The 21,948-nt window shown below is 42.3% G+C and carries 22 protein-coding genes; 13 read left to right on the top strand and 9 right to left on the bottom strand.

The window, feature by feature from the left end; all coding sequences use genetic code 11:
- The first annotated feature begins 134 nt into the window (after positions 1-134).
- The 4 genes from tgt (at position 135) to secF (ending at position 4,492) form a co-directional block, all read left to right on the top strand.
- Positions 135-1,268: a tRNA guanosine(34) transglycosylase Tgt gene (gene tgt / locus NE535_RS07825; RefSeq protein ID WP_261298089.1), complete on the top strand. Its 1,134-nt coding sequence runs from the start codon at positions 135-137 to the stop codon at positions 1,266-1,268.
- A gap of 61 nt (positions 1,269-1,329) precedes the next feature.
- A complete protein-coding gene (gene yajC, locus NE535_RS07820) occupies positions 1,330-1,662 on the top strand; it encodes a preprotein translocase subunit YajC (protein ID WP_188841037.1) in 333 nt (110 codons plus the stop codon).
- A gap of 17 nt (positions 1,663-1,679) precedes the next feature.
- Positions 1,680-3,530 carry a protein translocase subunit SecD gene (gene secD / locus NE535_RS07815; protein WP_261298088.1) on the top strand — a complete coding sequence of 617 codons (1,851 nt, stop codon included), beginning with the start codon at positions 1,680-1,682 and terminating at the stop codon, positions 3,528-3,530.
- Between the two features lie 14 nt (positions 3,531-3,544).
- Entirely contained in the window at positions 3,545-4,492 is a 948-nt protein-coding gene (gene secF, locus NE535_RS07810) for a protein translocase subunit SecF (protein WP_261298087.1), read from the top strand.
- 101 nt (positions 4,493-4,593) lie between these two features.
- Here secF and NE535_RS07805 read toward each other — a convergent pair whose 3' ends face one another.
- Together NE535_RS07805 and NE535_RS07800 are read right to left on the bottom strand one after the other, a co-directional pair.
- Positions 4,594-5,049, bottom strand: coding sequence for a hypothetical protein (locus NE535_RS07805; RefSeq protein ID WP_261298086.1), 456 nt, complete (start codon positions 5,047-5,049; stop codon positions 4,594-4,596).
- A gap of 145 nt (positions 5,050-5,194) precedes the next feature.
- Positions 5,195-5,605 (bottom strand): DUF3224 domain-containing protein, encoded by a 411-nt coding sequence (locus NE535_RS07800; protein ID WP_261298085.1) that lies wholly within the window; start codon positions 5,603-5,605, stop codon positions 5,195-5,197.
- 203 nt (positions 5,606-5,808) lie between these two features.
- Between NE535_RS07800 and NE535_RS07795 the strand changes: the two genes are divergently transcribed.
- The 4 genes from NE535_RS07795 to NE535_RS07780 all read left to right on the top strand — a co-directional run bounded on the left by NE535_RS07795 (position 5,809) and on the right by NE535_RS07780 (position 8,053).
- Entirely contained in the window at positions 5,809-6,126 is a 318-nt protein-coding gene (locus NE535_RS07795) for a putative signal transducing protein (RefSeq protein WP_261298084.1), read from the top strand.
- Between the two features lie 46 nt (positions 6,127-6,172).
- The gene (locus tag NE535_RS07790; protein WP_261298083.1) at positions 6,173-6,532 is read left to right on the top strand and encodes a rhodanese-like domain-containing protein; all 360 of its coding nucleotides are present in this window, start codon (positions 6,173-6,175) and stop codon (positions 6,530-6,532) included.
- Positions 6,533-7,444 (top strand): precorrin-2 dehydrogenase/sirohydrochlorin ferrochelatase family protein, encoded by a 912-nt coding sequence (locus tag NE535_RS07785; RefSeq protein WP_261298082.1) that lies wholly within the window; start codon positions 6,533-6,535, stop codon positions 7,442-7,444.
- Positions 7,445-7,516: 72 nt separating this feature from the next.
- A complete protein-coding gene (locus tag NE535_RS07780) occupies positions 7,517-8,053 on the top strand; it encodes a YaeQ family protein (RefSeq protein ID WP_261298081.1) in 537 nt (178 codons plus the stop codon).
- A 295-nt stretch (positions 8,054-8,348) separates the two neighbouring features.
- On the opposite strand, the gene NE535_RS07775 is transcribed toward NE535_RS07780, so the two are convergent.
- The 4 genes from NE535_RS07775 to NE535_RS07760 form a co-directional block, all read right to left on the bottom strand.
- Positions 8,349-9,860, bottom strand: a complete 1,512-nt coding sequence (locus NE535_RS07775; RefSeq protein WP_261298080.1) for a DUF3300 domain-containing protein — start codon at positions 9,858-9,860, stop codon at positions 8,349-8,351.
- Positions 9,861-9,934: 74 nt separating this feature from the next.
- Complete coding sequence (locus tag NE535_RS07770; RefSeq protein WP_261298079.1) at positions 9,935-11,281, bottom strand: ATP-binding protein; 1,347 nt, start codon at positions 11,279-11,281, stop codon at positions 9,935-9,937.
- Positions 11,278-11,964, bottom strand: coding sequence for a response regulator transcription factor (locus tag NE535_RS07765; protein ID WP_261298078.1), 687 nt, complete (start codon positions 11,962-11,964; stop codon positions 11,278-11,280). Before NE535_RS07765 ends, NE535_RS07770 begins: the two co-directional genes overlap by 4 nt.
- Before the next feature lie 2 nt (positions 11,965-11,966).
- Complete coding sequence (locus NE535_RS07760; RefSeq protein WP_425347447.1) at positions 11,967-12,296, bottom strand: PepSY domain-containing protein; 330 nt, start codon at positions 12,294-12,296, stop codon at positions 11,967-11,969.
- A 295-nt stretch (positions 12,297-12,591) separates the two neighbouring features.
- Here NE535_RS07760 and NE535_RS07755 point away from each other — a divergent pair, with 295 nt between their 5' ends.
- Together NE535_RS07755 and NE535_RS07750 are read left to right on the top strand one after the other, a co-directional pair.
- Entirely contained in the window at positions 12,592-13,506 is a 915-nt protein-coding gene (locus tag NE535_RS07755) for a choice-of-anchor H family protein (protein WP_261298077.1), read from the top strand.
- A 120-nt stretch (positions 13,507-13,626) separates the two neighbouring features.
- Positions 13,627-14,286: a YiaD family glycine zipper/OmpA-like lipoprotein gene (locus NE535_RS07750; protein WP_261298076.1), complete on the top strand. Its 660-nt coding sequence runs from the start codon at positions 13,627-13,629 to the stop codon at positions 14,284-14,286.
- 128 nt (positions 14,287-14,414) lie between these two features.
- Here NE535_RS07750 and NE535_RS07745 read toward each other — a convergent pair whose 3' ends face one another.
- Both NE535_RS07745 and xseA read right to left on the bottom strand, forming a co-directional pair.
- Positions 14,415-14,642, bottom strand: coding sequence for a hypothetical protein (locus NE535_RS07745; protein WP_261298075.1), 228 nt, complete (start codon positions 14,640-14,642; stop codon positions 14,415-14,417).
- Between the two features lie 90 nt (positions 14,643-14,732).
- Positions 14,733-16,058: an exodeoxyribonuclease VII large subunit gene (gene xseA, locus NE535_RS07740; protein ID WP_261298074.1), complete on the bottom strand. Its 1,326-nt coding sequence runs from the start codon at positions 16,056-16,058 to the stop codon at positions 14,733-14,735.
- A 119-nt stretch (positions 16,059-16,177) separates the two neighbouring features.
- Between xseA and guaB the strand changes: the two genes are divergently transcribed.
- From guaB to tadA, 3 genes are all read left to right on the top strand, one after another.
- Positions 16,178-17,650, top strand: coding sequence for an IMP dehydrogenase (gene guaB, locus NE535_RS07735; RefSeq protein WP_261298073.1), 1,473 nt, complete (start codon positions 16,178-16,180; stop codon positions 17,648-17,650).
- A 97-nt stretch (positions 17,651-17,747) separates the two neighbouring features.
- The gene (gene guaA, locus NE535_RS07730) at positions 17,748-19,325 is read left to right on the top strand and encodes a glutamine-hydrolyzing GMP synthase (protein WP_261298072.1); all 1,578 of its coding nucleotides are present in this window, start codon (positions 17,748-17,750) and stop codon (positions 19,323-19,325) included.
- Positions 19,326-19,423: 98 nt separating this feature from the next.
- Positions 19,424-19,975 carry a tRNA adenosine(34) deaminase TadA gene (gene tadA, locus NE535_RS07725; RefSeq protein ID WP_261298071.1) on the top strand — a complete coding sequence of 184 codons (552 nt, stop codon included), beginning with the start codon at positions 19,424-19,426 and terminating at the stop codon, positions 19,973-19,975.
- 448 nt (positions 19,976-20,423) lie between these two features.
- Here the strand turns inward: tadA and mltF are convergent, their stop codons facing one another.
- Entirely contained in the window at positions 20,424-21,869 is a 1,446-nt protein-coding gene (mltF, locus tag NE535_RS07720) for a membrane-bound lytic murein transglycosylase MltF (protein WP_261298070.1), read from the bottom strand.
- Between the last annotated feature and the right edge of the window lie 79 nt (positions 21,870-21,948).

Raw genomic sequence — 21,948 nt, 5'->3', positions numbered from 1 at the left:
GCGCCCACTGATATGTGGGCTTTTTTAACGCATTTTTTTGGCAATGTGACAGTTCAACACTTGAACTGGTCATATTTGCCCTCATTACTATTGAAACAACAACGAGTCAGACTGTTTATCTGGCAAGGTGATTTATGAAATTTGAATTAGATACAACTGACGGCCGTGCTCGTCGTGGTCGTTTAGTGTTTGAACGCGGAACTGTAGAAACCCCGGCGTTTATGCCTGTTGGGACTTACGGTACTGTGAAAGGGATGACACCTGAAGAAGTGCGCGCAACCGGTGCAGATATTCTTTTAGGTAACACTTTCCATTTATGGTTACGTCCTGGTGAAGAAATCATGCGTAAGCATGGTGATCTCCATGACTTTATGAATTGGCAACGTCCAATTTTAACGGATTCAGGTGGATTCCAAGTATTCAGCCTAGGTGATATTCGTAAAATCACTGAAGAAGGTGTGCATTTCCGTTCACCGATTAATGGTGAGAAGATTTTCTTAGACCCTGAAAAGTCGATGCAAATTCAAGATTCGCTCGGCAGTGATGTGGTGATGATTTTTGACGAATGTACGCCTTATCCTGCGACACATGATGAAGCGCGTAAGTCGATGCAAATGTCTTTACGTTGGGCTAAACGTTCACGTGATGAGTTTGACCGTTTGGAAAATCCAAATTCACTCTTTGGTATTATTCAAGGCGGTGTATACGAAGATTTACGTGATGAGTCAATTGCAGGATTAACCAATATTGGGTTTGACGGTTATGCCGTTGGTGGCCTGGCTGTTGGTGAGCCAAAAGAAGACATGCACCGCATTTTAGAGCACGTTTGTCCGCAGTTACCTGAAGATAAGCCTCGCTATTTAATGGGTGTCGGTAAACCTGAAGATTTAGTTGAAGGTGTTCGCCGTGGTGTGGACATGTTTGACTGCGTAATGCCAACGCGAAATGCCCGTAATGGTCATTTATTTACCAGCGAAGGTGTGATTAAAATTCGTAATGCGCGTCACCGTGATGATACATCAACACTGGACGCCAAGTGTGATTGTTACACCTGTAAAAACTATTCACGTGCCTATTTATATCACTTAGATCGTTGTAATGAAATTTTAGGTGCGCGTTTAAACACCATTCATAACCTGCGTTACTATCAAATGTTGATGGAAGGTTTGCGTGGTGCGATTCAGACAGGTACATTAGACGCCTTTGTGAAGGACTTCTACACCAGTTTGGGACGTGAAGTTCCAGAAGTACCTGAGTTAAAAGATTAATTACAGTTTGTTTAGACTTATTATTGTTCATTTAATTGTTTATTTATAAGAAGAGAGAACTATGTTTATTTCAAATGCATATGCAAACGCAGCGGGCGCTCCACAAGGTGGCGGTACAATGGAATTAGTGTTCATGCTAGTCATGTTCGGCTTAATCTTTTATTTCATGATTTTCCGTCCGCAATCTAAGCGTGTTAAAGAACATAAAAACCTGATGTCTTCAATTTCGAAAGGTGATGAAGTACTTACAAGTGGCGGTATTTTGGGTAAAGTCACCAAAATCAGCGACGAGAATGATTACGTGTTATTAGCCATTAATGACAACAATCAAATCACCATTAAAAAGGATTATATTGCGGCAGTATTACCTAAAGGTTCTATTGCGTCGCTATAAGCCAAGAGGGCGTCAGAGTGTTAAATAAATACCCTATGTGGAAAAACCTGATGGTGATAATTATTATCGCCATTGGTGCTTTTTATGCTACTCCGAACCTTTTTGGTGAAGACCATGCCGTTCAAGTTGTGGCAACCCGCGGTGCTGAAGTCACTGTGTCCACACAATCAACAGTAACAGACGTACTGGAAAGCAAAGGCATAGCGGTAAAGCGCTCTGAGCTTGAAAATGGTCAATTGTTGGTGCGTGTGAATAACCCAGACCAACAGTTATTGGCCAAAGAAGCCATTGCTGATGTGCTAGGTAATAACTACACGGTGGCGTTGAACTTAGCGCCAGCGACACCAGAGTGGCTTGAGTCTCTAGGTGGTTCACCTATGAAACTGGGTCTTGACTTACGTGGTGGTGTTCACTTCTTAATGGAAGTGGATATGGGCGAAGCCCTACGCAAAATGGAAGAAGCAAAAATTGCTGATTTTCGTAGCCAACTGCGTGACGAGAAAATTCGTTACGCAGGTATTCGCAAAACAGCTAAAGGCATCGAAATTAAATTTCGCGATGCTGAAACGGTTGGCGTAGCGGAACGGTTCCTGAAAACCAAAAGTAATGACATGGTCTTTTCTGATGGCAGTCGTGATGGCAACTTCCTGTTATTAGCTGATATGAGCGAAGCTTATATTAAGCAAGTAAAAGAAGAAGCATTACAACAAAACATCACCACCATTCGTAACCGTGTAAACGAGTTAGGTGTGGCGGAACCGGTTGTTCAACGTCAAGGTGCTGAGCGCATTATTGTTGAACTTCCTGGTGTGCAAGATACTGCTCGTGCAAAAGAAATTTTAGGCGCAACGGCTTCAATTGAATTCCGTATGGTGGATGATAAAGCTGATCCTGAAGCGGCTGCGAGTGGCAGAGTATCTGCTGCATCTGAAGTCTATCAACGTCGCGGCGGCGGTATCGCGGTATTACGTAAAGAAGTCATGTTAACCGGTGATCATATTACTGGCGCACAGCCTACTTTTGACGAATACAGTCGTCCACAGGTTGCCATTAACCTCGATGCGAAAGGTGGCTCAATTTTCTCTAATGTCACCAAAGACAACATTGGTAACCCAATGGCGACTTTGTTTATTGAATATAAAGATAGCGGTTTACGTAACCCTGATGGCACAGTAAAAATGACTAAGATTGAAGAAGTCATTTCAGTTGCCACGATTCAAGCACGATTAGGTCGTAACTTTGTAATTACAGGTCTTGAGCATAAAGAAGCGCAAAGCTTAGCTTTACTGTTACGTGCGGGTGCTTTGATTGCACCCGTAACAATTGTAGAAGAACGTACTATTGGTCCTAGCTTAGGTAAAGAAAACATCGAAAACGGTATGCAAGCTATGATCTTTGGTTTAGCCATCGTTTTAGTCTTCATGCTTGTTTATTACCGTGCATTTGGCTTTATTGCTAACTTAGCATTGCTAGCAAACCTAGTGATGGTTGTGGGCGTGATGTCGATGATCCCAGGGGCAGTATTAACCCTGCCAGGTATTGCGGGCATGGTATTAACTGTCGGTATGGCGGTTGACGGTAACGTGCTTATTTATGAGCGTATTCGTGAAGAGTTACTGGCTGGACGCAGTGTTCAACAAGCGATTCATGAAGGCTATGCGAATGCGTTTTCAACCATTGCAGATGCTAACATTACCACCTTTATGACAGCATTAATCTTGTTTGCTGTGGGTACGGGGGCGGTGAAAGGTTTCGCAGTGACCTTAATGATTGGTATTGCGACATCGATGTTTACGGCTATTGTGGGTACTCGTTCAATCGTGAATGCGCTTTGGGGCGGTAAACGTCTTAAAACGTTGTCTATTTAAGGAAGAGGTTGAACATGTTTCAGTTATTTTCAGTAAAAAACACCGTTAACTTCCTGCGTCATGCTGCACCGATCAGTATTCTTTCGGTTATCTTGGTTATTGCCTCGTTTGTTTCTTTAGGAACTAAAGGCATTAACTGGGGACTAGACTTTACCGGTGGTACGGTTGTTGAAGTTGAGTTTTCTAGCCCTGTAGACTTGAATGAGTTACGCGGTAAGTTAACCTCAGTTGAAACAGAAGGTGCGTTAGTGCAGAACTTTGGTTCAAGTACTGACGTGCTATTCCGTTTGCCTGTACGTGAAAACATTAAAAGTGACCTGCAAGCGATGGGTATTATGAACGTTGTTAATTCAATGGATCAAAATGCCATCCAAAAGCGTGTCGAGTTTGTGGGCCCTCAAGTGGGTAAACAGCTTGCAGAACAAGGCGGTTTAGCGGTAATTGTCGCATTAATCTGTATTTTGATTTATGTGTCTTTCCGTTTTGAATGGCGTCTAGCAGCGGGCTCTGTTGCGGCGTTGGCCCATGACGTGATTGTAACGCTTGGGGTGTTTTCAATTCTGCAACTTGAGTTTGATCTTACAGTTCTTGCAGGTTTGTTGACCGTTGTCGGTTACTCACTTAACGATACTATTGTGGTATATGACCGTATTCGTGAGAATTTCCTTAAGATGCGTAAAGGCACCCCTGAAGAAATCGTTAACCAGTCGATTACGCAAACCATGAGCCGTACTGTGATCACTACGGGTACCACGTTAATTGTGGTTATCGCGTTATTCTTGAAAGGTGGCACAATGATCCACGGTTTCGCAACCGCGTTACTGTGTGGTATTTTTGTGGGTACTTACTCATCTATCTATGTTGCAAGTTATCTTGCCATTAAATTGGGCATTAACCGCGAGCATATGTTGCCGGTTGAGATTGAAAAAGAAGGGGCAGATCAGCCACCAATGATGCCTTAATTGGTCATCTTTTTCGAAGAAAACGCCACTTTAGCCTGCTAAAGTGGCGTTTTTATTTGTTAAATAACCTAACTTGGATGAAGAGGTTAAACACCTTTGTTTTAGCCAAACCAGTCTTTCACTTGATCCCATATTCCTAATGACGCGTCTGGGAATAGGTCGATACCTAATGCTGACTTTAAGATATACAGTGATAACAACCCGAACAACATCCCCGCCAAAATTAGCGCTGTGATGCTGAGCATTAACATGGCCACTGACATTTTCTTTTCTGTGCGAGTATAAGCACGTTTGTTTTTACCTAACAGGAACACATAATAAAATCGCCATTTTATAAAGGGAAACTTAAATGTACCTCTGTTATCGATAAAATGGCCGCCCCATGTGTTAGGACCTAGGGCACTTTTAATGCCATGAAGTTGCTCATCAGTGTATGTTTGGGCTAATGATGAAGGGAGTCGCCCGAGTAACTTTACAATCAGGTCATCTTGACGAATATCGGCCACAACCGGCGATGATGGAGGGTGCTTTTGTTCATCGGTTTGCGGTTGCGTCATTCAATAACCTCGTCGTCCGGAAGTGTAAGGGGTAACTGTTTAACAATAGTCAATTAACACCTTTTGGGGTAGGGCGTTAACTGCTAATAATTTCACATAATTAAACGCTTACAGCACAACTTAATGGTCTGCAACGGATGAATTTTTAGGTTGTAGCTATAGACAATGATAGCGCGTAATTAGCTTGACCATTATCAGCCGTTTTAAAGCAGCCTTGGCCTGTCGAGCCCTTAAAATCACCGGTTCCAGAATCCACTACAACAGTAAAATTACTTGAGGCAATATGGTTTTGATATTCACCATTGTGTTGTAAGGTAAGTGTGCCATTTAATTGCCCAATGGTAATGTTGATCACTTCAAAGCCAACAAACAATGCGTGATCATCACTTAGGTATGTCATCAGGTAATTTACATTGGCATCGCCTGTCACCGCACCATCATATTGCTGGGTTATCTTGGCATGGGTTTGCTTACTACCTCCAGGCATTGTGGCGTAAGTGTTTTCATCCCAAGAGGTGATCTGAAAGCGGCCTTTGTAAATGTTATTGTCACTCATGGTTTAGCCTCGAAGTTTTAAGCAGATTTACTGTAATGGATATTATCTTTAACGGTAATTGCTGTTGTTGTCTATTTGTTAACCATGGCACAGTTATCAACTCGACAGCAAATAACTTTAGCAGTAGGATGAATAAAAATTTTGCTAAAGTGCTGCAGGCTTAAGCGGTATTTTACTCCAAATAACACGCTAGGATAATCATAATGGAACAACGCAAAGTTTTGCTAACAGGTGGCAATTTACTTCAAGCCCACACTTGGAAAGGTCTGTTAGAAACCAGCGGAATTGGTGTTGATTTAAGAGGTGAAGCGTTAATGGGTGGCGTGGGTGAGTTACCCGTTGATATGCAGACCGTTGAACTGTGGATTGAAGCGGAACAATTAACCGCCGCACAAACACTTTTGGCCAGTTTAAATGTCGAGCAACCTCAATGGCAATGTGTTCAATGCCATGAACAAAATGAAGGTAGTTTTGAATTATGCTGGCAATGCAGTTCGCCACGAAGCGAATCGCACAATTAAAATGTAATCGTTATACCAAATATATTCGTATTCTTAAGGAGTTGCTATGCAACCAACTTGCGCATTTTCGCAACTAGTTGATTCAATTAAAGACAATGTTACCCATATCAGTATTGAGCAATTTCAAGCCGACGATAGCTGGGTGTTAATTGACGTCCGTGAAGATCATGAATGGCTCCAAGGCCATCTACCGAATGCAAAGCATTTAGGTAAAGGTATTATTGAACGTGACATTGAAACACGTTTTCCTGATAAGGCGACACCCTTATTACTCTATTGTGGTGGCGGTCATCGCTCATCGCTAGCAGCGCATAATATTCAGCTGATGGGATATACCCATGTCGGGTCGTTAGTGGGTGGTTTTAAAGCCTGGGTTCAACATCAATTTCCAGTGGTGCAAGATTAAGTGCAATATTTTCCGTTATTTGTAGATACAACAGACCTTTTTGTGCTCATCGTTGGCGCGGGTGAAGTTGCAAGTCGAAAACTTGATTTGTTAGCTCGCACGGATGCCAATATTCACGTTATTGCGCCGCAAGTGGCAGCAGATGTTGAAGCTTATGCAAAAAAAGGCAGAATCAAGCTCTCACGACGAGAAGTATCTGTTACAGATATGACATGTTATGACCTGATTTATTTAGCAACCGCTAATGAAACGCTAAACACTGATTTAGCGGTTATCGCGACGCAAAATGGTATTTGGGTTAATGTGGTCGATAACCCCAAATTTTGTCGTTTCATCACACCATCAATCGTTGATAGAGGCCGTTTAGTGGTGGCCATCAGTACTGCTGGTGCAGCACCTGTATTTGCCCGCACGATTCGCTCACGCCTTGAGACTTTGCTGCCGAACTCGTTAGCCCCCTTGTTTGATTACGTGGCGACTAAACGTGAAGAGGTGCAGTTAAAACTGACTAATGGCAAAGATAGGCGTTTGTTTTGGGAACGGTTTTTTAATTTAAACCAAGACCGATTTGACGCTGCAACTGAGTCACATTACCAGCAAGCTTTTGATAGCTATGCCAGCCGGGGAGAAATTTTATTACTCGATGAAAATACCCCTGCAGGCTTATTACCTATTGCCGTGATGCCTTTATTGCAAAAATTGGATGTGGTGTTCAGTGAAAATGCACTTGATGAGCAAACGAATGAATTATTAAGGCGTGATGCTTCGCGTGAGTCATTGCCGGCATTAAGTGCCATTTCAAAGCAGTTTGAACTTGGCGATAGAATGCTACTGGTTGCACCCGCTGAAAAAATAACTCAGCTTAAAGCGCATTTTCCAATGGCAAAACATTTAAGACCTGGCGCAATTTAAGCTAGTTTCCTTTATGATACCGCTATCTTTAATAACCGAGTTTACTCGGTTTTTTTCTTTTGTGGACTCAATATGGCCCCTAAATCTACTGTTTATAAAGTTAACTTACAGATTGCCGACATGGATAGGCACTATTATGCCGAGCATCCGCTAACGATTGCGCAGCACCCATCTGAAACAGATACCCGAATGATGGTGCGCTTATTAGCATTTGCATTAAATGCCAGTGAAACATTGCAGTTCAGCAAAGGCTTATGTGTTGATGATGAGGCAGAGTTGTGGGATGTTGATTTGTCTGGGGTCGTCGATTTATGGGTCGAGTTTGGTCAAGCTGATGAAAAATGGCTTCGTAAAGCCAGTGGCAGAGCCAAACAGGTGGTTTTATATACCTATGGTGGCCGCAGTGTGCCAATTTGGTGGCAGCAAAACCAGTCTATATTAAGCCGTTTTAAAAACCTTAAAGTGGTCAATATTCCTGAACAAGCCGTTGAACAGCTAGCTGGTTTTGTTGGACGTAATATGGCAATACAGGTCAATATTAATGAAGGCCAGGTGTGGTTATCTAATGCCGATATGAGCGTGTTAGTTGAGCCTGAAGTGTTACAGTAACCTCAGAACGGGATAATAAATGCATATCAACCTGTTCTTTGCTGCGTTAACTGCGTTGAAGTTACTTACAAGAGGCCAGCTATTGGCGTATTAATTCGCCCAGTTACCAGCGCAAAGCTCAAGTTTAAGGATAAATACTTGAATTTTGGCTATTAAAACTCCATTTATTTATCTCTTAAGCCGATTTGAGGTTGCAGTCATTCTGTTTGTGATATGGCTATCGGTTAACGAGCTATTTATTACACTAGCTCGTTAATCTTTTATGGTTTTACTTTTCCAGAACCATGGTTAGCTATTATCTTTCAATCCCTCTTGATTTAGTCACATTGCTTTGGTGGTTAGATGACCTAGTTGGCGGTGTTCTAACGGCTGATTGCCGCGTATTATTTACCTGCCTGTAACTATCTTGCCTTGGTGATACCTTAGCTTGATGACTTGGCTGAGCATAAGTGGGTTTATTGAGACTCGGTTGCGTTTTAGCAATATGGCTAGTACTTTGCCTCGACCTTTCAACGGCCCCCTTTGGCTGCTGGCGCGGAGTCATTACTTGGTTTTTTTGAATTTGTGTTGTCCGATCATAGTTTTTATTTTGTGCAGGCGATTTATGATCTTTTAATTGATCTTTTAATTGATCTTTAACACGGTCTTGCCTATCCAGTTTATGGCTGCTGAACTCTTTGATGCGATCATTATTCGCCATTTTATCGCGTGATGGCTGATTGAATCGATTGTCTTTGTTGAGCGATTTATTTCCATCATATTGGCGTGGCTTAGCACCATTTTGTAAAGATTGGCTCACTCGATGTTGTGCCGACTTATCCATTTTATGGATAGCTTGACTGTTGTTTAGGCGCGGCTGCTGATGCAGATCTCTGCGCACATTTTTTGCCTGTTGATGATGCTGATAACGCGGCGGCGAATCATAACGTTTACTGACCGCGCTGCTTCGATACGCAACACCATGGCGATGAGATGGTTGATGTTTCCAACGCTTGGCACCACTGCTGTAAGCAATCTTACGTGAAGGTTTGTAATAATGACTATGGTGATGATTTATCACCACTACTCTGCGGTGTGACCAATGCACTGAACCAAAGAAATAGTTAAAGTTAATATAAACACTTGGTCCCCAGTATATAGGGCGGTGATAAGCGTAAACCGGACGAGTATACCAATACACTGGCGGATAAGCGCGCCAATACCAATTACCATAAACCACGCGGGTATCGTAATAAGGTACATAAATGACTTCAGGTTTAGCGGGTTCAATAATGATTTGCTTTTCAACTTTAGTGACTTTCATATTATCCATGTCATCAAAGCTGTTGGCTTCATCTGCTTGTCGACGCAGAGTTTGCACCATCGCCAATACACTTTCCTCATCTTGCAAAAAGGCATCACCTAGGTTTTGAGTCCAATCTAAATCATCATTGAGCTTTTCTAATACTGTGGGAAAAGCCGTTAAGGCAATCACACTCGGATCCCATGATTGCTGTTCTGCAAGTTGCATTCTGGTTTCAACATCAACATTGGCTTGCTTTTTTACCCAACGATTAGCTTGCACAAGCTCTAAAGGGTAGGTTGATGCAATGAGAATATGAGTTAACAAACTGTCAGGGTATAAAGCAATCGGCGCAAGCGTTTGTGCCAGTTCAGCTTCTGATAGTTGTTCTACGGATTGAGTAATCTGCTGTTGTGCCGATGTGGTTTGCGCATAAACATGGGATGGTGAAAGCGCTATGCTAGCAACAAACATCACAGCACATGTGCGTAATCGTAATGACGGTAAAAAGTGAGTTTGTTTCATATCATCTCCAACACTTTTGCTAAGTTAGGCTGATAATACAAAACTGAAAATGAACATAAGCTGAAAGTGAAAAGTTACCTTGCGAATATTAGGCTAAATTTTGCCCCTTTTAGTTGTGCAGAATCACTTACGATTAACTTCCCTTGGTAGCTGTTGACCAAATCACTGACAATCGCTAGGCCGATACCATGGCCTTGTTGGTAGGTATCAGCCCTTGCACCGCGTTCAAATATTAAGGCTTGTTGTGCGGCTGTTAAGCCTGGACCATCATCTTCTACGCTAATTATTAATTCACTTGCCGTTGTTTCTAAGGTTAACAACACCTGATGTTTGGCGGCTTTACAGGCGTTATCAAGCAAATTACCCATCATTTCACTTAAGTCAGCGCTGTCACCTTTAAATATTGCGGCCTGATCTTGATAAAGCGTTTGCTGATAATCAATATCTTTATGGCTGCTATGATAAATTTTCGTCAGGGTGCGGATCAGTTTAGCCGCGGTCTCGTCAACATTGATACCCAAATGCCAGGCATTACCCGCGACGCTTTGGGCTTTTTTCAGTTGATAGCCAATGATGTGATTAATATGATCCAGTTGCTCATGGCTATCTTGGGTTAATTGTGGCTGTGATTTGATCACTGCCAAGGGGGTTTTTAAGCTATGGGCTAAATCTGAAAGCGCATTACGATATCGGTTTCGTTGCTGTTTTTCTGTATGCAATAAGGTATTAAGCTGTTTGGCTAAAATAGATAATTCATTGGGGTATGACTGGCTTAATTCGGCAAGTTTTCCCTGTTCCACTAAGGTTATTTCATGGCTAAACTGGCGCAATGGTTTTAACGTCCAGGCTAACCACACTACCTGAATAATAATTAACACCAACATCAAAATGCCGATCCACACCCACAGGGTATGATTAAATTCATCGGCTTGCGTTTGGTAATCAGATTCATCTTTAATGATATGGAGCGTCAACGGAATAAGTTGTTTTTGATGGGAAAAACTGACAGTAAAACTAAACACTACATGCTTAATCTTATCGATTTTAACCCGATAAAATTGGCTTTGCCCCACTAAAGGCTGGCGCAGTGTTGGTGTGTTTAGGCCAAAAAAAGAGCCAGATGACCATACGGTTTTATTGTGTTGATCACTGATCAAAGCGTATAAGCCAGAACCGATTACGTTAAATTGATTTTCGACCAGATGTGGCGGCATGTTGATATCACCGTTATCGACTTCGGCCACCGCCAAAACACTGTACATGTAGGCGTTAAGTTGGTTTTCTATCGACAGGGCAATTTGTCGTTCAAAGGCTTTATTAACCGTAAAACCAATTGCAGGCAATAGCACCATAATCAGTAACAAGCCGCTGACCACAAATCGGGTTTTTAATGAATGATGCCATTGTTTGCTTGATGTCATTCTGCGTTGTCTTCAAGAGACCGGAGGCGATAACCTTGACCGCGCAAAGTTTCAATTAATTGATATTGATTGTCTGGGTCGAGTTTTTTACGTAATCGACGAATAAACACTTCAATCACATTTGAGTCAAGGTCAAAATCTTGATCGTAAATGTGCTCAATTAATGTGGATTTAGAGATCACCGCATTTTGGTGCATCATCAAATATTCGAATAATTTAAATTCTGAGCTGCTCAAGGTGATAGGTTGCTGATGCAAACTTACCGCAAGGGTGCGAGTATTTAACTGCAAAGGTCCGTTATTGATTACTGGGCTAGCTTGACCCGCTGAACGGCGTATCAAGGCATTTAAACGAGCAGATAACTCTTCAACTTGAAAAGGTTTAGTTAAATAATCATCGGCGCCAGCATCTAAGCCTTTGACTTTATCTTGCCAACCATCACGGGCGGTTAAAATTAAAATCGGATAGCTGATGCCCTGTTGGCGCAGTTGTTCAATTAAACTAATGCCATCTATTTTAGGTAAGCCAACATCAATGATTGCGGCATCAAATAAGGTTTCTTGCGCTTGAAAAAGTCCGTCCTCGCCATCGGATGCGACATCAACACTGTAGTGGGCTTGCTGTAAGTGTTGAGCAAGGTTAGCTTGTAAACTTAAGTCATCTTCAACAATCAGTATTCGCATGGTTAGTTCCTCGATACTGCACCGGTTACCGCATTGACGCTGGCGTAAAAAACCACACCATCATTACTTAATAATTTTACCCGATAACCAGGATTACCATTTACTTGGCTGGATTGTACCCGCAACACTTTACCGCCGTATTGGCTTTGGGCACGGCTTGAGGCTTGTTGAGCACTTTTGATGACCAGATTTTGCTGCTTCGTTTTTTGTGGGCCTGGTAGATGCAATACGGCAATGCTTGCCGCCACAGGTGAGATCTGTGCCATGCTGGGCAAACTGATGCAAATCAGTGATGCCGATATTATGACGCTTTTTAATGAAACCAGATTCATGTGTTATTCCATTCCACTCAAATGTTCAGCGCGTAGTTATCACAAACTGTGTGAGTAATATTAGGCAAAATCAGCCATCAGTGTAAAAGATCCACCTCATTTTATAAACACTTAACAAGTAACAGATCCAATTATCTCGTAATTAAAATGAATACAATCTGAATGATGTAAATTTTTTATCATGCAGTATCGAGAAAACCCAGAGATCTTTAGTCGCAGGATAATTCACGTTCAGCTTGGATTCATTTTGAATCGTTTTTAATGTCCTCAAGCGTAAAGACATTAAGGAATGATTATGAAATCGCATTATGAATTATTATTGGATCAAACAAAGCAAGCGGCTTTAGCCACCATGGTTATTGCGGGATTAACACTGTCCCCATTAGCCACTGCCGATGAGCCTGTGCAAACAATGCGAGCCGTGAGTGAAGGTCGTATGACTAAGGGGCAATTAGACAGCTTTAGCATTGAAGATAAACACAAACAAATAGAAATACTTAAATCAAATGCTAAACAGCAGCTTACTGTTAAAAAACAATTTTTTGAGCGAGATGCCCGTATCGCAGCTTACCAACAAGGTCAGCTGACCCAACCCGTTTTATCTTCAATTAGCCCGCAACAAACGGCCGTGGATACCAAGGGGAATATCGGCAGAACGCAGGTGCAACAGGCACAACAAAGTGTGATTGGCTACCGTGACTTTGCCATCTTTCAAGCCTATAGTCGCTTGTTTGATGATCTCGATGAGGATGGATTTTATCAAACTTTCAGTGTGACATTTGATGCCGATGTTTATGGCTACACCCTTAATGAGCCTGCAAATGTGTATGCTGAAATGTATCTAAGCCGTAACGGCGGCCCGTGGGAACATTACTACACCACAGATGTATTTACGATATATGGCCAATCAGAAGATGATGACTTTGAGGTGTTAACCACTTTGAGCCAAGGTTATCAAACGGATTATTACGATGTGCTTATCGATCTTTATGAATATGGGTACCCTGAAGTGGTAGCGACATTAAGTGCCGATGAAGCCGATGGTTTATATGCTTTAGCATTGGAAAGTCATGATCGTGATGTGGTGTATGAGCAAGAAATTGTAGAAGAAGTGGTCATCGTCGGGGGAGGAAGTTTGTCATGGGGGGCATTAATCCTTCTGATTGCTGGCTTATTCAGCAGACGGGGCATGAAGCAGAAAATAGATTAGCCCAAAAGGTTGGGTTATCGATACAATCACCCCCAATTATTGTTGTCACTTGAGTGTCATCGTTATGGCGGTGCGAACAAGTGTGTAATGCAAAGTAATGTATAAGCGAGTGTTAAAATAATGCAAAATAAATACAAAGTGCTATTCGTCTCTGGGGCGATACTATTATCAGGTTGTCAGTTACCTAATCCCTATACTGGCGAAGCGGAAAACAGCAAAGCCACAAATGGTGCCATTATTGGTGCCATTGGTGGAGCAGCAATTGGCGTAGCCTCATCAAGTAAAAAAGATCGTGGTAAAGGCGCGTTAATTGGTGCAGCGTCGGGCGCAGCAGTGGGTGGCGGTATTGGATATTACATGGATGTGCAAGAGTCTAAACTGCGTCAGCAATTAAAATCTACGGGCGTTAGTGTTACCCGTAATGGCGACAATATTATTTTGAATATGCCTAATGATGTCACCTTCGACGTTGATCAAACCGTGCTAAGTGAACGGGCTAAATCAGTGCTCAATAGTGTGGTGCTGGTGGCCAAAGAGTATGATAAAACCCGTCTTAATGTGATTGGCCATACTGATAGCTCAGGTTCAGACTCTTATAACCTACGTTTGTCACAGGTACGCGCCAGCGAAGTGGCCCAGTACATCACAAGCCAGAAGGTTAGTGGGGGGCGTGTGTCTTCAACGGGGATGGGCGAAAGCCAGCCGATAGCATCGAATGCCGACGCTGCGGGTAGAGCACAAAACCGTCGTGTAGAAATTATGTTGACGCCAATAGGCTAGTCAAAAACAATCAAGCCACCGCAAGGTGGCTTTTTGTTGTTCAACTGTCAATCACATCTAGCGACAATCATTAGTATATCAATTCGTTGTTTTATCAGTACATCCTAAAACAACGTGAATAAATCAATTTAGGCACTGGTAGCTGTGTTGTTATCGGTGAACTTATTATCTTTTTTAATTGCCAAGAAGATCATCATCCCGATACTAAGAATGGGAATAAAACTTGCGATAAAGCCAATAACCGTCACCATTATCGGAGTTTGTGTTTTACGTTTTGCCAGTATGGCAATGATGATTGTTGAGATAACCAGCCACACAATAAACAGTTGGCCAAGCAAGGTTGCATTGATACTCATTGATAGAAATCCTTCTCTAATAACTCTTTTTCAGAAATATACAGTTATTTACAATTCTAAGACTACCCTATTTATTTAACCACTGCTGTATTAAATCACGGTTGATTTAACTTCACCCTGTTTTAATTGGGTTGTTAGCTCGTCTCCTTTGTTCACTTGTGCTGAATCCGTCAATACGCCGTCATTATGCTTAGTAATCGAATATCCTCGGGTTAACGTTGATAATGGGCTGACGGTTTCCAGTTGATGCACTGCATGTTGTAAGCGTAAATCAGCCTGGCGAAAGTAATTTTTACTGGCATCGTCAAAGCGTGATGCTAAAAACTGTAGTCGATTACTTTCTACTTTTAAGCTGTTGACCGGTGAGCATTGTTGTAATCGGCTATGTAATTGCTGCTGCTGCATCGCTAATCGATTTAAGCGGTGTTGTAGGGCGTTGTTTAAACGCATCTGCATTTCATCAAAGCGTTGCTCAAATTGCTGTAATCGCCTTGCTGGATCATGGCGTTGTAATTTATGGTGCACATTTTCCAGTTGGCTGGCTTGATGTAACTGATAGTGACGAATGCTTTGCTGTAACCTTGATAGCATCAAAGCTAACTTTTCGGTTTTATTACCTTTATCTTTTGATAATAATTCAGCGCCAGCAGAGGGCGTCGGCGCACGCACATCGGCAACGTAATCACTAATAGTGGTGTCAATTTCGTGTCCTACCGCGCTGACAATGGGTATAGCACTGTTATAAATAGCATGGGCAAGTAATTCATTATTAAAGCACCATAGGTCTTCTAAAGAGCCACCACCTCGGGTTAATAGTAATACATCAACTTCAAGGCGACGATTAGCTTGTTGAATTGCATTGCAAATTAACTGACTCGCCGCGCCACCTTGCACTTGAGTGGGGTAAACGATGACCTCAATTGATGGATCGCGCCTTGCTAATACATGCAATACATCACGAAGAGCAGCACCTGTCGCGGAGGTGATCACGCCAATACGTTGGATATTATTAGGTAACGGGCGTTTGGTTTCTGCTGCAAATAATCCTTCCGCCGCTAACTTCATTTTCAAGGCTTCGTATTCTTGGGCTAATAAACCGTCACCAGCTGGCAACATAGACTCAATTAATAATTGATAATCGCCGCGAGGCTCGTAAACGCTAATTGCACCTTTTACTAATACTTGCTGGCCATTTATCGGGCGAAAGCGCACAGATTGGTTGCGGCCTTTAAACATGGCACAACGAATTTGCGAAAAATTATCTTTAAGAGTGAGATACCAATGGCCAGAAGAAGGCGAAGAGAAATTGGATATCTCGGCATTAAGCCAAATTTTACCCAATTGACCTTCCAGAATTTGCCTTACTTCACCGTTTAATTTGGACACGGTATAAACATTGTCTTTTGTGGCACTCATGTCTTTTCTTAATCTAAAGGTAATAAAATCCTATTTTCCATTTACCAACCCCAATATGCAAGGTATAATCCCGCCGCAATATTTCACCTCAAATCCTACTTAAATAGGGAGATGTTGCCATGCTACGTTTACTGAAAGATGCACTAACCTTTGATGATGTGTTGTTGGTTCCTGCCCACTCGACCGTACTCCCTAATACCGCTGTTCTCAAAACGCGTTTAACCAATAAAATCGAACTTAATATTCCTTTAGTGTCAGCTGCCATGGATACTGTGACCGAGTCACGTCTTGCCATCGCAATTGCTCAGGAAGGTGGTTTAGGTTTTGTTCATAAAAACATGAGCATTGAGCAACAAGCCGAAGAAGTTCGTAAAGTTAAAAGCTATGAAGCCGGTATTGTTCAAGACCCAGTGACTGTTACCCCATCGACTAGCCTGACAGATCTACGTCTGTTGACCGAGAAAAACGGTTTTGCTGGTTATCCCGTCGTTAATGATGCACACGAACTTGTGGGTATTATCACAGGTCGTGATGTGCGTTTTGTGACTGACTGGAGTAAAAACGTTGCGGATATGATGACGCCAAAAGATCGTTTAGTGACAGTTGCTGAAGGGACTAAGCTAGACGAAGTGCAAAAATTGATGCACTCACACCGTATTGAAAAAGTGTTAGTGGTTGATGATAACTTCAAGCTAAAAGGCTTAATCACAGTTAAAGACTTCGAAAAAGCAGAGCGTAAGCCGAATGCCTGTAAAGATGAATTAGGTCGTTTACGTGTTGGTGCTGCTGTTGGTGCGGGTCCCGGTAATGAAGAACGTGTTGACGCGTTAGTCAAAGCTGGTGTGGACGTGCTGTTGATTGACTCATCCCATGGCCATTCTGAAGGCGTATTACAACGTATTCGTGATACCCGCGCAAAATACCCAGATTTACAAATTGTTGGCGGTAACGTTGCCACCGCAAGTGGCGCATTAGCGTTAGTTGAAGCTGGTGTTAATGCGGTTAAAGTCGGTATCGGTCCTGGTTCAATTTGTACGACACGTATTGTTACTGGTGTAGGTGTGCCGCAAATTACTGCGGTATCAGATGCCGCTGAAGCCGTTAAAGCTTTGGGTATTCCAGTTATCGCCGATGGCGGTGTACGTTTTTCTGGTGACTTAGCCAAAGCATTAGCTGCAGGTGCATCATGCATTATGGCGGGTTCAATGTTTGCAGGTACTGATGAAGCACCTGGTGAAACAGAACTGTATAAAGGCCGTGCTTATAAATCATACCGTGGTATGGGTTCACTAGGCGCAATGGGCCAATCTCAAGGCTCATCAGATCGTTACTTCCAAAGTGACAATGCTGCTGACAAATTAGTACCAGAAGGTATTGAAGGTCGCGTGCCATACAAAGGTAAACTAAAAGAAATTATCCATCAGCACATGGGCGGCTTACGTTCATGTATGGGCTTAACGGGTTGTGCAACCATTAAAGATCTTAATGAAAAAGCACAATTTGTAAAAGTTACCTCAGCAGGTATGGGAGAGTCACACGTACACGATGTGACTATTACCAAAGAAGCGCCGAACTACCGTTCAGGTTCTTAATGTTAATCAGGGCGGCGTAAGCCGCTCTTGTTTATTTATTTAATGACTTAAACACCCCGTTTAAGTTAGTGCATTAATTATTATTTGAAGGTACTCCATGAGTAATATCCATGAGCATAAGATACTGATCCTTGATTTTGGTTCTCAGTACACCCAACTTATTGCCCGCCGTATTCGCGAAATTGGCGTTTATTGTGAACTTTGGGCATGGGATGTCACCGAAGAACAAATCCGCGGTTTTGCCCCTAATGGTATTATTTTAGCCGGTGGCCCAGAAAGCGTAACTGCTGAAAATTCTCCACGCGCTCCTGAATATGTGTTTAACGCGGGTGTACCTGTTTTAGGTATTTGTTATGGCATGCAAACCATGTCAGAACAACTTGGCGGTAAAGTCATTCAAGGTGTAGGTGAAGGTGAATTTGGTTACGCCCAAATTGAATTACAAACCACTTCTGCTTTATTCAAAAGCATTGAAGATGCCGTTAGCGCTGATGGCAAACCCTTACTTGATGTATGGATGAGTCACGGTGATAAAGTGTCTGCTATCCCTGAAGGGTTTGTGACAGTTGCAAAAACGGATACTTGTCCTTATGCGGCTATGGCGAATGAAGACAAACAATTTTACGGCGTGCAATTTCACCCTGAAGTAACCCATACCCGTCAAGGTAAGCGTATGCTTGAGCATTTTGCCCTTGAAATATGTGGTTGCCCTGCAAACTGGAAACCCTCTTCAATTATTGAAGATGCGATTGAGCGTTTGAAAAAGCAAATTGGTGATGACGAAGTTATTCTTGGCTTATCTGGTGGTGTTGACTCATCCGTCGTGGCAATGTTGTTACATCGCGCAATTGGCAGCAAGTTGACCTGTGTATTTGTTGATAACGGTTTATTGCGTTTAAACGAAGCTGAGCAAGTCATGGAAATGTTTGGCGATCACTTCGGACTGAATATCATTCATGTTGATGCTGAAAACCGCTTCTTAGATGCGATGGCTGGCGTTGCAGATCCTGAAGCTAAGCGTAAAATCATTGGCCGTGTGTTTGTTGAAATTTTTGATGAAGAATCGAAAAAATGTGCCAATGCAAAATGGTTAGCACAAGGCACTATTTACCCTGATGTGATTGAATCAGCAGGTAGTGCAACAGGCAAAGCACATGTAATTAAATCGCACCACAATGTGGGCGGTTTACCTGATGATATGGAACTCGGTTTAGTTGAACCTTTACGTGAATTATTTAAAGATGAAGTACGTAAAATTGGTTTAGAATTAGGTCTGCCATACAACATGCTTTACCGTCACCCGTTCCCAGGCCCAGGTCTTGGAGTACGTGTTCTTGGTGAAGTGAAGAAAGAATACTGTGATTTACTGCGCCGTGCAGATGCTATCTTCATCGAAGAATTACACAAAGCCGATTTGTACAACAAAGTTAGCCAAGCATTTACGGTGTTTTTACCTGTACGCTCAGTAGGCGTAATGGGTGATGGTCGTAAATATGATTGGGTTGTTTCACTTCGCGCAGTAGAAACTATCGACTTTATGACCGCGCATTGGGCACACTTACCTTATGATTTCTTAGGTCGTGTGTCTAATCGTATTATCAATGAAGTGGATGGCATTTCTCGTGTGGTTTACGATATATCGGGTAAGCCACCTGCAACGATTGAATGGGAATAATCTTATTAAGTGTTGGCTGACACTTTGTTAAAAAAGACGCTTCGGCGTCTTTTTTATTTGTTAGAATAAATCATTATTGATTTTGTTAGGTTAGGCAAGTGACTTTAAGCGAACATACGACAGACCCCCTTGATATAGCACAGCAAGCAATCGACCAAAAGTGGATGGCCGTTGCTATGCAATTGGCAGAGCTAGCAGAACTTAAAGGCGAGGTGCCTGTGGGAGCTGTACTGGTTAAAGATGATGTGATGATCGCAAGTGGCTTTAACTTAAGTATCCTAAATCATGATCCCACCGCCCATGCTGAAATGGAATGCATTCGCCAAGCGGGGCAGGTTTTAGAAAATTACCGTATGCTCGATACCACCTTATATGTCACTTTAGAACCTTGCGCCATGTGTGCCGGCGCCATAGTACACGGCCGTATTAAGCGAGTGGTGTATGGTGCTGATGATTTAAAAACAGGGGCGGCAGGCAGTGTGATTAATTTATTACAACATGCCCAGTTTAACCATCAGTTACAAGTAACCTCTGGAGTGTTGGCAGACGAATGCGGCGCGCAATTAAGTGCTTTTTTTAAACGACGCAGACAGGAAATAAAAGCCTTAAAACAGGCAAGGGCAGTTAATCAGCTGAACACTGATGAATAACTATCTTCAGCGGCTATTTTCAAGGTTAACTGCGTAGGATTGACTTGCAATAATCTCACTCTTGGCGGGTAAATTGACACGGTTATCAGTCAAAATCTTTGGTTGAAGTGGTAGAGTATATTAAATGAATCAATCGCTTAACCACGGTTCAGGTCAATACTGGAACCCAATATCGATACATTAGTTGTAACGTTTATCTAAGGTAAATGACAGGTGAACTACCCCGCGACTTTCGCTTCGCTCGGATCACGGGGTTTTTCTCGAAATATTTGATAAAAAAACGGATGCCTAAGCATCCGTAGTTTGAAAAGAAAAGAAAGAGTGTTGCCTGTTTTTAATACGTCTTTTTTGCAGCTTCAACATCACGCGTCTGCGAGAGCTAATATTGCTCATTAAACGTCTTCTCATAAATACTCCATATTCTTAACTGTACGCTAAAAACTAAGGGTTAGCCTTTAGGGGGAAGCGTGCTTTTTGTTAGATTGTTGTTCACTTCTGCTACGGCTTCTGCCTCATTTTCTGGCGTCAATGTTTCCATTTGTTTAGATTGATTATCAACCCAAACAAGCGTGTCATAGTAACGACGGATACTGTCAACATAATGCACGGCTTCACTGCCACGGGCATAACCATAACGTGTTTGTTTATAATATTTAGATTGCTGAAGTAAAGGCAATACCTTTTTAACATCTCGCCATGAACTGGGATCCATCCCCATAGATTGCGTCAATTTTCGCGCATCTTCCACGTGACCCATTCCAATATTGTATGAAGCTAGTGCAAACCAAATACGCTGGCTGTCAGGAATTGACTCAGGCAAGCGATCAATCATGTCTTTAAGGTAAATGGCACCACCACGAATACTTTGTTCAGCATCAAGTCGATCATTCACGCCAACATATTCAGCTGTAGGACGTGTTAGCATCATCATGCCTCGAACACCTGTCGGCGAGCGAGCTGATGGATTCCAATGTGACTCCTGATAACTGGTGGCGGCAAGTTTACGCCAATCAAAATCACCAGCGTATTGCTCAAACATCGACCTATATTCAGGTAAAACGTTATCAATTGCGCGAATAAAGGCACGAGTATCGACATAATCAAAACGCTTTACATGGCCAAAATACTTTTCATTTAAATGTTCTAAGGTTCCAGCGCGTTTTTCTTTATGCCAAAATGCTAACAGTTTGCTCATTAAACGATCGCTTTCATCGGCTGGCAAAAGCCAAACGACTTCTAGCTTCTCTTCTAAAATCATCCCCGCACGCAATTCGGGTAAAAAACGCTGATTGATCAATAAGCTGTTAGAGTCCGAGATGGTGTAATTGATATCACCATTGGCAACTAGAGCAAACAAATCGTCATAATCTTGCTCGTTAACCTGATTCCAGGCGAGATCCGGATGGTTTTTCTGTAATTGGGTTAAGGTATGGACCGATGATGAATGCGAAGCAACAGTAATTTCACCCGGTAAAGATGCGATATCTTTCGGCTCCGGTGTGCCTTCTTTGTAAACCAATACCTGGTTTACCTTATACATGGTCGGACCCAGTTTAAATTGTTGAGAACGGCTGGGGGTTTTGGCTATACCAGCGGCAATAATATCAATTTTACCTTCTTTAAGAGATTGAAACAGCTGCTTACGGTTAGTAAAAGGCACCATCTGTAATGGTAAACCAAGGTAATCAGCAAATTTGTTGGCCATTTCAAAGTCAAAGCCAGACTCTCCTAACTCTTCAGAGTTAAGATAAATTTGCGGTCCATAAAGTGTACCAACTCGAAGTTCGGTACGTTTTGTGACCGGAGAAATAACGTCTTCTGATTGTGGAGTTTCAACTGGCTGGCAAGCGAGTAATGTAACCGCAAACAAAATGACAAATAATTTTTTTATCATAATTATTAATGAATTACTTTCTAAAATAACGTTAAGAATCGAAAAGAATTACTGTTATAAAGCTAAGTAAGAAAAGAGC

It is taken from the genome of Shewanella holmiensis (genome assembly GCF_025370255.1).
GTDB classification, from domain to species: Bacteria; Pseudomonadota; Gammaproteobacteria; order Enterobacterales; family Shewanellaceae; genus Shewanella; species Shewanella holmiensis.
Note: the sequence above shows the minus strand (reverse complement) of the source record. Positions and strands in the feature narration are given on the sequence as shown.

Coding starts and splice junctions, on each gene's coding strand:
- tgt (WP_261298089.1), top strand. CDS start 135: ATGAAATTTGAATTAGATACAACTGACGGCCGTGCTCGTCGTGGTCGT.
- yajC (WP_188841037.1), top strand. CDS start 1,330: ATGTTTATTTCAAATGCATATGCAAACGCAGCGGGCGCTCCACAAGGT.
- secF (WP_261298087.1), top strand. CDS start 3,545: ATGTTTCAGTTATTTTCAGTAAAAAACACCGTTAACTTCCTGCGTCAT.
- NE535_RS07805 (WP_261298086.1), bottom strand. CDS start 5,049: ATGACGCAACCGCAAACCGATGAACAAAAGCACCCTCCATCATCGCCG.
- NE535_RS07800 (WP_261298085.1), bottom strand. CDS start 5,605: ATGAGTGACAATAACATTTACAAAGGCCGCTTTCAGATCACCTCTTGG.
- NE535_RS07795 (WP_261298084.1), top strand. CDS start 5,809: ATGGAACAACGCAAAGTTTTGCTAACAGGTGGCAATTTACTTCAAGCC.
- NE535_RS07790 (WP_261298083.1), top strand. CDS start 6,173: ATGCAACCAACTTGCGCATTTTCGCAACTAGTTGATTCAATTAAAGAC.
- NE535_RS07780 (WP_261298081.1), top strand. CDS start 7,517: ATGGCCCCTAAATCTACTGTTTATAAAGTTAACTTACAGATTGCCGAC.
- NE535_RS07775 (WP_261298080.1), bottom strand. CDS start 9,860: ATGAAACAAACTCACTTTTTACCGTCATTACGATTACGCACATGTGCT.
- NE535_RS07770 (WP_261298079.1), bottom strand. CDS start 11,281: ATGACATCAAGCAAACAATGGCATCATTCATTAAAAACCCGATTTGTG.
- NE535_RS07765 (WP_261298078.1), bottom strand. CDS start 11,964: ATGCGAATACTGATTGTTGAAGATGACTTAAGTTTACAAGCTAACCTT.
- NE535_RS07760 (WP_425347447.1), bottom strand. CDS start 12,296: ATGAATCTGGTTTCATTAAAAAGCGTCATAATATCGGCATCACTGATT.
- NE535_RS07755 (WP_261298077.1), top strand. CDS start 12,592: ATGAAATCGCATTATGAATTATTATTGGATCAAACAAAGCAAGCGGCT.
- NE535_RS07750 (WP_261298076.1), top strand. CDS start 13,627: ATGCAAAATAAATACAAAGTGCTATTCGTCTCTGGGGCGATACTATTA.
- NE535_RS07745 (WP_261298075.1), bottom strand. CDS start 14,642: ATGAGTATCAATGCAACCTTGCTTGGCCAACTGTTTATTGTGTGGCTG.
- xseA (WP_261298074.1), bottom strand. CDS start 16,058: ATGAGTGCCACAAAAGACAATGTTTATACCGTGTCCAAATTAAACGGT.
- guaB (WP_261298073.1), top strand. CDS start 16,178: ATGCTACGTTTACTGAAAGATGCACTAACCTTTGATGATGTGTTGTTG.
- guaA (WP_261298072.1), top strand. CDS start 17,748: ATGAGTAATATCCATGAGCATAAGATACTGATCCTTGATTTTGGTTCT.
- mltF (WP_261298070.1), bottom strand. CDS start 21,869: ATGATAAAAAAATTATTTGTCATTTTGTTTGCGGTTACATTACTCGCT.